Below are 12,523 nucleotides of genomic sequence, written 5' to 3' on the forward strand. Positions count from 1 at the left end.
GAGACTATAGGAGGATACCGATGACAAAACCTATTACGGAAAGAGCTGTATTAGAATTACAAGAGGCAATGGAAAATGGTAGCTTAACAGCTAAAGAAATTACATTCGCTTTTTTAGAACAAATTGCTAAGTACAATCAAGATGGTCCTAAATTAAACGCCATTATTGAGATAAACCCTGATGCCCTGCATATTGCCGAAGCACTTGATTTGGAGCGAAAGGAAAAAGGTATCCGGGGCCCATTACACGGTATCCCTGTTTTAATTAAAGATAATATTGATACCGCAGACAACATGCACACAACTGCAGGTTCGATTGCATTAGCTGACCATTTTGCAAAAGAGGACGCTTTTCTTGTGAAGCAATTAAGAAAATCTGGGGCAATCATCCTGGGTAAAACGAATTTAACCGAATGGGCAAACTTCATGACAGTGGGGATGCCGAATGGCTATAGCTCAAGAGGGGGACAGGTTTTAAATCCATATGGTCCTGGAGAATTTGATACAGGTGGCTCTAGTGCTGGTACTGGTGCTGCTATTGCGGCTAACTTTGCTCCATTAGGTATAGGAACTGAAACGAGTGGCTCCATTCTAAGCCCGGCAAGCAGTAATTCTATCGTTGGAATCAAACCGACAGTTGGGTTAATTAGTCGGACAGGGATTATTCCAATATCCAGTTCTCAAGACACTGCAGGCCCAATGACAAGAACAGTCTCAGATGCTGCGTTACTACTTGGAGCATTAACAGCTTTCGATATAGAAGACCCAGCAACAGCAACCAATCCAAATCCCATCCAAGATTACACCGCTTATTTAAACCAAGATGGATTAAAAACTAAACGAATCGGCGTATCACGAGCTTATCTGGAAGGACTGCCAGAGGAAGAACTCCAATTAGTGGAAAAGGCGCTAGAAGATATACAGGCACTTGGCGCAACCGTTATTGACCAAGTAGAGCTACCAACAAAATTCCCTCCTATAACAGTTATGCTTCACGAATTTAAAAACGGCCTGAACGCCTACTTGAAAAATGTTAATCCGAGTTTACCAGTGCATAATTTACTGGATGTTATCCAATATAACCAAAAGCATGCAGATACGGCACTGAAATATGGTCAAAAGATTTTACTTGAATCCGAGGAAAAAACTGGAAGGTTAATCGAAACAGAATATATAAAAGATCGCTTAGAGGATCTTAGACTATCACAAGCAGATGGCATTGATAAAGCCATGACCGAACACGACTTGGATGCATTAGTATTCGTAAATGAAAATGGAGCAGGAATTGCGGCCAAGGCAGGCTACCCATCCATCACCGTTCCATGCGGCTATACCGATGCCGGAAAACCAGTTGGTATTACTTTTACAAGCAAGGCCTATACGGAGGCAGAACTGATAGAACTTGCCTTTGCCTATGAGCAAGCAACGAATCATCGAAAATCACCACAGTTGAATTAAAATATGAAAAGCAGTCCTATATTGGGTTGCTTTTATACTTGCTCCCAAAGAGTTACGTTATCTGGTTAGTGCACAACCTCGTTTAGTTTGGTATTGGGGATAGAGAGGTTACTCTTCTGTTACCTATTTTTCCTTGTTCTACTGAAAAGGGGCGCTGACTCCTTCTCTCTGTTACCTTTTTCTCATTGCTCAACCAAAAAAGGGCACTGATACTCTTCCTCTGTTACCTTTTTCGCATCTCTCAACCAAAAATGGGCACTGATAGCATCTCTCTGTTACCTTTTTCGCATCTCTCAACCAAAAATAGGCACTGATACTCTCCCTCTGTTACCTTTTTCTCCTCTCCCAACCAAAAAAGGGCACTGATAGCATCTCTCTGTTACCTTTTTCTCCTCGTCCAACCCAAAAAGGGCACTGATACTCTTCCTCTGTTACCTTTTTCGCATCTCTCAACCAAAAAAGGGCACTGACACTCTCCCTCTGTTACCTTTTTCGCCTCACCCACCTGAAAATGGGCTCTGACTGCTCCTCTCTGTTTACCATTCTCTAATGATAAAAAAAATAAGACTACTATCCATTCTAAGTAGTCTCACATCTATTCTTCATTCCATACAATTTCTCCACATTCTTCTTCATGGTCAATTTTGACGTCAAAATTATGCTTTTCATAGAAATGCTGTAATCTGTCGACATGGTCAAAATCTCGCTTCACTAAATCACCAGTTATATACTGTACATTTTCTTTCTTCGCCATTTCTTTTAAGTGATCCATTAGCACTGATCCATATCCTTTGTTTTCCTCGCCTTTAATAGCTGCAATATGAATCGTACTGTCATCCTTTATTTCCGCTTGAAGTGCAGAGTTCCAACTTCCACGGTATGGACGCTTACAGCTGTGCAGCATAAGCTGCCATGTATCCTGTTCACGATCAGCATAAACAACTACCCATTCATCCTGTGGTGTTTGGTCTATGCTAATTACTTCTGACTTTTTGGCAATTTCTTTTATATTATGTTGCATACGAAATAACTGTAATTCTAAATTATCTAGCTCTCCCTGCAGTTCTTCCTTATCTTTTACTTCTTGTAAAAACGCAGATTCCATCATCCATCTCCACCTCCTGTTTTGTTATAACACGTAAAGAACACACAGTCTGCTATTTTACTAGAAAAGCTAATCGAATTCAACACGCGAAAAAAATTGTCGATTATTTTCTAATAATACTTTAGAGTTAGAAAATACAACCGATATAATGATATAAGAAAAGGGCGCACAGTTTTTACATACAAAAATCGAGTGGAGTAGTAGGAGAGGAAATCATTTTCAACTAAAATTTGCCTTTGGACTGTATAAGGCTAGATATCAATACGATATAATTTCTTTTTATATATTGGAACATATCTATAATTGGGGGATATATATGAAAAAAAATAAAAAGATAAAACTACCAAAAATAAAAAGAGAGAAAAAACAACATAAGCCAAAAACTAATAGGAAAACTCTTTTTAACTTCCAAAACGTTAACATTAGTCGTAAGTATTTATTAGTGTTTTTAACTACAGTGGTTCTTTTCTTATTCTCAAGTGTATTAATATACCTACAACTCCAAAAGAGTTCTGCCGATGTGGAAGCAATTGACGAATATAGTGCTCGTGTCAATGATATGGCAGACTTATCCGCATTGATTCAAGTGAAGGATGTTCAAATTGCGGATTACTTGCTTTCTGGTAGAAGCCGATTTGCTGACGCCTTTAAAGAATATGAAGCTCAGTTTGAGGAGTTAAAAGCAAAAATTGAACCTTCCTTAGTTACAACTGAACAAAAAGAATTATTCCAACAAATCTCCGATAACGATAAGAAAATAAATGAAATGTTCTACGGGGATATTACAGACGCTATAAATAGTAATCAGGAATACATGGCGATGTCGATTAGAACACGTTCATCCGAGCTTCGTTCCGAAACGGTAGAACTTGTCGACCTACTAATGGAAACAGTCATCGCTGACCAGCAAGAAGTGGTAACAACTTCTAAAGGTGGAATTAAAGCTAGTACCAACACCTTAATCATCTCAAACATAATAGCAATTATTCTTGGTGTTGTTCTGTTATTACTAGTAAGTAAGCGAATCGCTACTAACTTACAAAAAGTGGTTGACCTAACAACAGAAGTAGCAAATGGTAACCTACAAGCTAAATCGATTGATTATAACGGAAAAGATGAAATTGGACAACTTGCTACTGCAGTTAACCAAATGAAGGATAATATTCAAGGGATACTTTATAAAGTTGCATCAGCTGCCAATACTCTTTCGACTAGAAGTGAAGAATTATCCCAATCAGCGGATGAAGTGAAAGAAGGTAATGAACAAATTGCTTCCACGATGGAAGAGTTATCTTCTGGATCTGAGAACCAAGCAAATAGTGCATCAAACCTTGCTGAACAGATGAATGATTTCGTTCAAAAGGTACGAGTATCAGAACAGAACGGTCAGCAAATTTCCGGTACATCTCAAGATGTTCTTGTCTTAACGAACGAAGGACAGGAATTAATGAAGTCATCTGTTGTTCAAATGAAGCAAATTGATTCCATTGTATCGGAAGCAGTAGAAAAGGTTAGAGGTCTTGATAAGCAATCAACAGCCATTTCAAAACTAGTATCGGTAATTAAAGATATTGCTGATCAAACAAACCTTCTTTCCCTTAACGCGGCAATTGAGGCTGCAAGAGCTGGAGAACATGGTAAAGGTTTTGCGGTTGTAGCAGAAGAAGTTAGAAAGCTATCAGAGCAGGTTGCTAGTTCCGTAGGGGAAATTACTACTATCGTAAGTAAAATCCAAAGTGAAACAGCACATGTTGTTACCTCATTAAACAGTGGCTATACCGAGGTAAAAGAAGGTACTGCTCAAATTGAAGAAACAGGAAATAACTTTACAACGATTCATAACTCGGTAACAGATATGGTTAACAAAATCACGGATATCTCGGCAAACCTACGAGAAATTGCTAATAATAGTAGTGATATGAATAATTTAATTGAAGAAATCGCGGCAGTATCGGAGGAATCTGCAGCCGGTGTGGAACAAGCAGCAGCATCTGCACAACAAACGTCAGCTTCCATGGAGGAAGTTTCCCATAGCGCAGAAGAATTAGAAAAAATTGCTGAACAATTAAATAATGAACTAAAAGTGTTTAAACTATAAAAAGAAAAGCTACTTTCCAATAGGGTGAAAGTAGCTTTTCTTTTTATCCTTCATATAAATAACAATCCACTGTATGATCATGAACCATGCCTGTTGCTTGCATATAGGCATAACAAATCGTAGGTCCAACAAACTTAAATCCTCTACGCTTTAAATCCTTACTCATCGCTTGAGACTCCTTCGTCTCCGCCGGTACTTGGCTCGAGCTTTCCCATCTGTTTTTCAATGGTTCTCCTCCAACAAAGCTCCAAATATAAGAATCAAAGCTACCGAATTCCTTCTGTATAGCAAGAAAAGCCTTAGCATTTGAAATGACGGAACGGATCTTCCCTTCATGTCGAATAATCCCTTCATTTTCTCGTAATGACTGGATTTTTGCTTCATCATAAGTAGCAATAACCGTTGGATCGAATTGATCAAATGCCTGTCGGTAATTCTCCCGTCTACGTAGAATCGTAATCCAACTTAGACCAGCCTGTGCCCCTTCTAACGTAAGCATTTCAAATAGCTTTTGATCATCATGTACAGGTCTTCCCCATTCATAATCGTGATAATTGCAATATAATTCATCATTCTCAGGTGCCCATGCACATCGCCTTTTACTCATTGGTTTCATCCTTTGTTTCAATACTGTTTTCCTCATAAGAAATCCAATCACTATAACTACCAGGATATAGCTTCACATGTTCAAATCCCGCCATTTTAAGCGCCATAATATTTGGCGTCGCTGATACCCCTGAGCCACAGGAAACGATAATTTCTTTATTCTTATCTAACTTAGCGAATTGCTTTTCTAACGATTGCCTATCCTTCCAGTTACCATTTTCATCTAAAACATCCATCCAAAAATAATTCTTCGCACCTGGAATATGTCCGGCCTTTTGATATAATGGCTCTGTTTTTCCTAGATAGCGGTCTTTACTTCTAGAATCGATAAGGACAGCCTGTTTATTATCTTTTATCCCTCTGACAAATGCAATATCCACTACTTGATTTGGTCGAACATTAGGAATAAATGTTTTTTGTTTCTTCACAGGGATATCAGCAGTTACAGGTTGTCCTGCTTGAACCCAAGCATCAAATCCCCCATCCAATACATAAACATCTTGATGACCAAGGTAATGTAAAAGCCACCAAAATCGCGGTGCAAACATATCATTTCCTTTATCATACACTACGACAGTTGTATCTTGGTCAATACCATTCTTCCCTAATTTTTCTGCTAGTGTGGTTATATCAGGAAGTGGATGGTTCCCACCATGTTCACCAGCCTCACTAGAAAGGTCCCGTTCTAAATCAAAATATACAGCCCCTGGTACATGGGACTCCTCATAAGCATTTCTTCCTGCTGTTGGGTCCCCTAATTGAAAACGTGCATCAACCAAAACTATTTCCTCAGGATTAGCAGTTAATTTATGTATTAATTCTTCCACTTTCATAATATAGGTCATGAATTGTCCTCCTTTATATACCCCATACTATATCATTCGCCACAATCTTAATATTTTCCTTTCTAACCAACTTTTTAAATTTCCTAATTATTTCGAGTTACGGTATAATTATTTCATATTTCAATTACTATTCACAATAAGGAGAGGCTAAGAATGAAGGAAGATATCATTAAACGATTTACTACATATGTAAAAATGGATACACAGTCCAATGAAGATAGTGAAACAACACCATCTACACCAGGACAATTAGAATTAGCCAACTTACTGGTTAACGAGCTAAACGAAATCGGAATGCAGGAAGTGACCATTGATGAGAATGGTTATGTATTCGCAACACTTCCTTCGAACACAGATAAGGAAGTACCAACTTTAGGCTTCCTTGCCCATTTGGATACAGCAACTGATTTTACGGGTAAACATGTTAATCCCCAACTAATTGAAAACTTTGACGGCAATGACATTATACTGAACAGTGAACGAAATGTTGTGTTATCTGGTAAAGAATTCCCTGAACTATCTAGCTATAAAGGACATACACTAATCACAACAGATGGTACAACCTTACTAGGTGCTGACAATAAAGCAGGTATCGCTGAAATTATGACCGCAATGGATTATCTGATCAAGCATCCAGAAATTAAACATGGCAAAATCCGTGTGGCCTTCACACCAGATGAAGAGATTGGTCGTGGCCCTCATAAATTTGATGTCCAAGCCTTTAACGCTGACTTTGCCTATACAATCGATGGTGGACCACTTGGTGAGCTTCAATATGAAAGCTTTAACGCTGCAGCTGCAAAAGTGACCTTCAAGGGAAACAGTGTGCATCCTGGGACAGCAAAGAATAAAATGGTCAACGCTGGTAAAATGGCAGCAGAATTTGTAAGTAAGTTTCCGGAGCAAGAATCACCAGAGCAAACGGAAGGGTACGAAGGCTTCTATCATTTAATCTCCATTACTGGTGACGTTGAAAAAACACGTGTTTATTACATCATTCGTGACTTTGACCGCGACAGCTTTGAAAATAAAAAAGCAACCATGACGAAATTCGTAGAAGAAATGAAAGCAAAATATGGGGAAGATAATGTTGTACTTGATATGAAGGATCAATATTACAACATGCGTGAAAAGATTGAGCCTGTTATGGAAATTGTCGACGTAGCAAAACAAGCTATGCGAAATCTGGATATTGAGCCTGTCATCGAACCAGTACGTGGTGGAACAGATGGTTCCCAACTGTCCTACATGGGATTACCAACACCAAACATTTTCACCGGTGGCGAGAACTTCCATGGAAAATTCGAGTATATTTCTGTCGATAACATGGAAAAAGCTACGAATGTAATTGTAGAAATTTGTAGACTATTTGAATCCAAATAACTAGTGTTTATACCAAAAGCAGCTTTCAAGGAGTTAATTTTCTCTTGATAGCTGCTTTTGGCATTAGTCGAAGCTCTAGGAATCCTAGCTTAGGCGATGAGACTTAAGACAAAGCTAAAAGTAATAGATGGGAACCTGAATAATGCATCACACTAGCTCCGGAAATATACGTAGACGAAAACGGGGAGGAAAGGGTATGGTTAAACCCCTGGATGCACCTGTGTCTAATAGCAAAGCTACGAAGCGGGCTTCCTCAGTGCAAGGAAGATTATCAAGTATCGTTGCTCTTTACCACTATACCCGTATAAAAATCGAAAAAATGAATGCCAGAACTAATAACAAAGACAGTGCTAACAATGTAACGAAGTAAGTAGTAAACGTCATGAATGAAATAGCAACAATTGGGCCTAGCATTGCACCAATAAAGAGAATAAAGGCATAGAAGGCATTAGCAAGCGCCCTTCTATCTCCACCTAACTCTCCAATTAATACCATGATAGCAGGAAATATTAACGAGATTCCAAACACATAGATAATGCTCATCACAATAACAAAGGTTATATTACTTCCAATTCCAAGTAGTAATAAGCCCACGGTAGCTAATGACAAGCCTACCCGAAGCGTAGTTAACACGCCTATTTTCCCAACAATCCTACCGACAAAAGGTGACACGAGCATCCCGATAATGCCAATAGCTCGAACACCTAATATTTCCCTATCATTCAAATAATAAGGCTCTCCCTTTAAGAAGCTTCCTAGCAAGGTATACATTCCCATAAACGTTAATAAGAGCATTATCGTAATGAGGTAAATGAACACAAAATTACGCTGCTTGAAAATAAGCTTGCTATGGTAAAGGTAAAAGCTAATACCCTCTTTATGCCCTGGCTTTTTGGGATTCGGAAGGAATAACAACACTGTTAGGAACGTAATAAAATATAAACCACCAAAGAATAGGAAGACCATCCGCCAGCTTCCCCATTGAGAAAATGCATCGCCAAGCACTTGCCCGAAAATGCCAGATGTTACATAGCCAAAACTGATAAAGCCAATCGTCGTAACAATTTTCTTAGATGGAATAACATCAAACGCATAAGCAAGTGCTGATGGGGCAAACGTTGACGCAACAAACCCTTGAATCCCTCTAAGTACAACAAGACTCCAGAAGCTGCTCGCCATCGCTATCAATGGGGTTACAATCGTTAATGAAATCATGCCAAATACAATGACTTGCTTTCTACCGATTCGATCCGCTAATGGTCCAAATAATAGAAAACCAACCGCATAAAAAAAAGAAAACGAGCTGCTAGTCCAAGCAGACATCGTTTTCGAGACGTCAAACGTAGTTTCAAAGATAGAAAAGAGAGGTGTCGTCACATAAGCACTGGAAACAACAATTAATGCACACCAAAATAACACAAAATTTATCCATCTGTGACGGACACGTACTGCTTGTTCCACCAATACCGTTTCAGCCATCTTCCCCACCCCTTCATACGATCTTCTAAAAAGATATGAAGAGATATGGGAATGTGTGCTTGCCTAGTCTAATAGTTCTTCAATCGCAACCATAATCGAATAAGCACCTTCACTCTTGTTTGAAGCAATTACGACCTCTACTCCATTCGCATAGACTGCAGCATGAAAGCTTACACCAGGATCATATCCCATTACATGGTACTTGGTAATCTCATCCGCCTGCTTATCCATCCAAATTCCATAGCCATAGAACTCGTCATCTTCTCCCTCAGCTTGAACGGATACCAGTCTTTCCGTTGTGCTCTTGGTCAATAGCTTTTTACTAAACAAGGCGTCAAATAAGCGTACCATATCATGGACGGTAATAAATGCTCCTCCATCAGCTCCACCTTTTATAGGGATAGAATACATATTACTCTTCCAAGTTCCAGCTGCCACATCATCTATATAGCCTACTGCTGTATTTGCTGGAAGCTGGTCAAGTGAGAAATAACCAGAATCCTTCATGCCCGCTCTTGCAAACACCTTTTGTTCTACGAAATCAGTAAAGCTCATCCCGGCTAGTTGCTCAATAACCAATCCTAGCACAATGAATCCTGCATTATTATAATGAAACTGACTCCCTGGCTGAAACATCATGTCCCGATGTTGAAACATAGGAAGGAAATCCTTTAACTCACGCATTGAATACATCGGCCTTGTTTTCCACAGCTCTTCGAAATCATCCATAACCGACTCATCGAAGTAATCCGGAATACCAGAAGTATGGGATAAAAGATGATGAATGGTTATTTCGTCTGAAAAATTAGAAAACGGAATATCCAAGCAATCACTCAATCTAGTGTCAAAGGTAATTTTTCCTTCGTCTACTAGTATCCCTATGCTAATCGCTGTAAATAGCTTACACCCGGACGCGATACCGAATCTAGTATGCACCGTGTTTATCAATTGATCCGAACGATTAGCATAACCATATGCGGATTCATGAATAACTTCCCCGTTTTTCCGAACTAAAATTGCCCCTGAAAATCCTACCTCTGTGACCGCTTCCTTAACTTTACTATCTAATTGTCGCTTCATTCTGCCTCTTCCTTCCCTTTAGAAAAAGCCCAATTAAATTCCCTGCAATTGTAGTATAATGTATATATACCAAAAATATCCAGTAGCACTAACGAACTATTTTTCTCATTTTATACTGCGTTCATTTTTCATCGTAGTATAATAAATAGGGTATTTAAGTTTCAAAAGGGAGAGAACACCAATGAAAAACTACAAATCTATTTATTTATTAACCCTTATAAGCCTTTTTCTATTACTTTCAGCTTGTAGTGACAGTACGCCTACAACAGGGGATACGTCTGAAAAAACAAGCGAAGAAAAGGTACAAGATAATTCTAACCCAACAAAAGAGGATGAACAGAATGCAGAAAGTCCTGAGGCTGAAGAAGGATTCGTTCTCCCAACAGAGGATCTCCAAAAAGGTGATCAAAATGATAATGTGATAGGACTACAAGAAGCCCTAATCAAAATTGGGTATGAGATTCCCACTACTGGTACGTATGACAAAGAAACCGTATGGGCAATTACCGATTTACAATTACAGTCAGAGGATCTGATGATAACAGGAAAATATGATGAAGCGACAAGGCTTGTTATAGAGGATTATCTAGATCAAGAGAGTAAAGTAACTTCCGGTGAAGGTTTAGCTTACTCGGAGGATACGTCTTTAGATGAGGAAACTGTTGAACTAAGCAATCCATTTGAAGTACTTGCCTTAATTAATAAGCAACACGCATTGCCTGCAGATTATGTGCCAGCGGACCTGGTTTTCCCAAATGTACCATTTCCATTTGTAGAAGATTTACCGAAAAAGCAAATACGTCAAGTTGCTGCTGATGCGCTTGAGGAATTGTTTGCCGCGGCAGAGCAAGAGGGGCTTGATTTATATGCACAATCCGGATTTCGTTCCTATGAAACCCAGGAATATCTGTTTGCATCCTATGTGAGCAATCATGGCGAGGAAGAAGCTAATAAATTCAGTGCACGACCAGGTGAAAGTGAACATCAATCTGGTCTTGCAATGGACGTTACAAGCCCACAAGTCAATTTTGACTTAGTTACAGAATTCGGAGATACAAAAGAAGGAAAATGGTTAAAGGATCATGCAGCGGAGCATGGCTTCATCATTCGCTACCCTAAAGGAAAAGAAGACATTACAGGATATCAGTATGAACCTTGGCACATACGGTATGTTGGTGTTAAAACAGCTACCGAAATCATGGAACGTGATATAACGTTAGAAGAATACCTTGAAGAATTACAAAGCTAAAGAGAAGCAGGATATCTCAGGGGACCCTTATGAGATATCCTGTTTCTTTATTTCCACAATCTAGTAATCTCTGGCTCTCCATTAGAATAGGCAATGACAAACACATCTGGATTGGTAAGATTCTCCCAATCCTTAAAACGAAAGCTAGGCTGGAAATATTTTAAAATCAATGAGGTTAGTCCTCCATGCGTAGCTAATAGAATATGCTCCTCATCATTTTCCAGTAATTCTTTAATGACTTCAATCCCACGCCTCATAGCTTGAGCACTAGATTCTCCTCCCTCAAATACAAGGTCCAAGTCATCAAAAGTCTGTTCTAGTCTTTCTCGCCAATCATGAAAGAACGTTGTGCTTAATACACGTTCAGATAGTCGATCATCAATCTCAATTGGAATATCCTTTTCTTTAGCAAGTGGCGTGACGGAATCAATGGCACGATGATATGGACTGGAGATAATCCGCTCAACTAGAACATCCGCAAAGAATTCTACTAACTCTAGAGACTGGTTTATACCCGCTTCAGTTAATGAAGCTGTCAATTCCTGACCATTCGCTTGGCAATGTCTTACAAGATAAATCTTCTTCCCCATCGTTATCCCCCTCCTTATCGCTTTCGGACCTCTTCTTCTGCAACTTGTTTTACTCGCTCTACAAATTGCACCACTACTTTATCGCTATTTACTAATTTAAGAAGTAATTTTGTGAACAATTTTAATGGATTATTCGTTGTCGTATATCGGAAGTATGTTTTATGATCTTCCAGCTTTTTCGCTTCATATGATGTCGTAATTTCAAACATATTCGCAAGAGTAAAGGTTACTTTTAACTTCTTAAAATCCGCTTCATTCTCATATTCAATGGTTTCGACATCATATTCTTGCATCCTCTTTCCCTCACGATACTTCTGACGATACACTGCTCCAACAGCATTTTCTGTTCCTTTAACCAATGTGTTTTCGACTACATTTGGCATTATTTTTTGCATATCCTCAAGTGTCCCATCTAGAAGTTTCCATACTTAATCAATTGGTGCATGAATTTCAATATCTCTTGTCCATGTTTTCATCATTTTCCCTCTTTGTTTGCATTTTTCTCTATTTTATCATAGGAATAAAGCAAGCAGGATAGGCTCGCCATTTAAAAATACGGGAGTTTACATATTCTTCAGGACTTCAGCACCTAACTTCAGGATTTACCCGCTGTCTTTCAGGATTGATCCAA

Annotated in this window: 11 protein-coding genes; 4 read left to right on the forward strand and 7 right to left on the reverse strand. The window is 38.9% G+C overall.

The genetic code is table 11. The features are described 5' to 3' along the window. The first annotated feature begins 20 nt into the window (after positions 1 to 20). Positions 21 to 1,457 (forward strand): amidase, encoded by a 1,437-nt coding sequence (locus tag MKY78_RS07805; protein ID WP_339217199.1) that lies wholly within the window; start codon positions 21 to 23, stop codon positions 1,455 to 1,457. Between the two features lie 595 nt (positions 1,458 to 2,052). On the opposite strand, the gene MKY78_RS07810 is transcribed toward MKY78_RS07805, so the two are convergent. Continuing rightward, on the reverse strand, positions 2,053 to 2,565 hold the full coding sequence (locus MKY78_RS07810) for a GNAT family N-acetyltransferase (RefSeq protein ID WP_339217200.1): 513 nt from the start codon (positions 2,563 to 2,565) through the stop codon (positions 2,053 to 2,055). Between the two features lie 313 nt (positions 2,566 to 2,878). On the opposite strand from MKY78_RS07810, the gene MKY78_RS07815 reads away from it, so the two are divergent. Next, a complete protein-coding gene (locus MKY78_RS07815) occupies positions 2,879 to 4,660 on the forward strand; it encodes a methyl-accepting chemotaxis protein (RefSeq protein ID WP_339217201.1) in 1,782 nt (593 codons plus the stop codon). 43 nt (positions 4,661 to 4,703) lie between these two features. Here the strand turns inward: MKY78_RS07815 and MKY78_RS07820 are convergent, their stop codons facing one another. Together MKY78_RS07820 and MKY78_RS07825 are read right to left on the reverse strand one after the other, a co-directional pair. After that, positions 4,704 to 5,267, reverse strand: coding sequence for a DNA-3-methyladenine glycosylase I (locus MKY78_RS07820; protein ID WP_339217202.1), 564 nt, complete (start codon positions 5,265 to 5,267; stop codon positions 4,704 to 4,706). Then, a complete protein-coding gene (locus tag MKY78_RS07825; RefSeq protein WP_339217203.1) occupies positions 5,260 to 6,111 on the reverse strand; it encodes a sulfurtransferase in 852 nt (283 codons plus the stop codon). The genes MKY78_RS07820 and MKY78_RS07825 overlap by 8 nt, the downstream gene beginning before the upstream one ends. 153 nt (positions 6,112 to 6,264) lie before the next feature. Here MKY78_RS07825 and pepT point away from each other — a divergent pair, with 153 nt between their 5' ends. Then, the gene (pepT, locus tag MKY78_RS07830; protein WP_339217204.1) at positions 6,265 to 7,494 is read left to right on the forward strand and encodes a peptidase T; all 1,230 of its coding nucleotides are present in this window, start codon (positions 6,265 to 6,267) and stop codon (positions 7,492 to 7,494) included. Positions 7,495 to 7,788: 294 nt separating this feature from the next. On the opposite strand, the gene MKY78_RS07835 is transcribed toward pepT, so the two are convergent. Further along, entirely contained in the window at positions 7,789 to 8,973 is a 1,185-nt protein-coding gene (locus MKY78_RS07835) for an MFS transporter (RefSeq protein ID WP_339217205.1), read from the reverse strand. A gap of 63 nt (positions 8,974 to 9,036) precedes the next feature. Next, complete coding sequence (locus MKY78_RS07840) at positions 9,037 to 10,053, reverse strand: serine hydrolase domain-containing protein (RefSeq protein ID WP_339217206.1); 1,017 nt, start codon at positions 10,051 to 10,053, stop codon at positions 9,037 to 9,039. Positions 10,054 to 10,234: 181 nt separating this feature from the next. Between MKY78_RS07840 and MKY78_RS07845 the strand changes: the two genes are divergently transcribed. Then, positions 10,235 to 11,302, forward strand: a complete 1,068-nt coding sequence (locus MKY78_RS07845) for a D-alanyl-D-alanine carboxypeptidase family protein (protein ID WP_339217208.1) — start codon at positions 10,235 to 10,237, stop codon at positions 11,300 to 11,302. Positions 11,303 to 11,349: 47 nt separating this feature from the next. Here the strand turns inward: MKY78_RS07845 and MKY78_RS07850 are convergent, their stop codons facing one another. Together MKY78_RS07850 and MKY78_RS07855 are read right to left on the reverse strand one after the other, a co-directional pair. Next, positions 11,350 to 11,892, reverse strand: coding sequence for a histidine phosphatase family protein (locus tag MKY78_RS07850; protein WP_339217210.1), 543 nt, complete (start codon positions 11,890 to 11,892; stop codon positions 11,350 to 11,352). Between the two features lie 14 nt (positions 11,893 to 11,906). Next, complete coding sequence (locus MKY78_RS07855) at positions 11,907 to 12,287, reverse strand: SRPBCC family protein (protein ID WP_339217212.1); 381 nt, start codon at positions 12,285 to 12,287, stop codon at positions 11,907 to 11,909. Positions 12,288 to 12,523: the final 236 nt, after the last annotated feature.

This window comes from Ornithinibacillus sp. FSL M8-0202 (genome assembly GCF_037975285.1).
Taxonomy (GTDB): domain Bacteria; phylum Bacillota; class Bacilli; order Bacillales; family Amphibacillaceae; genus Ornithinibacillus; species Ornithinibacillus massiliensis.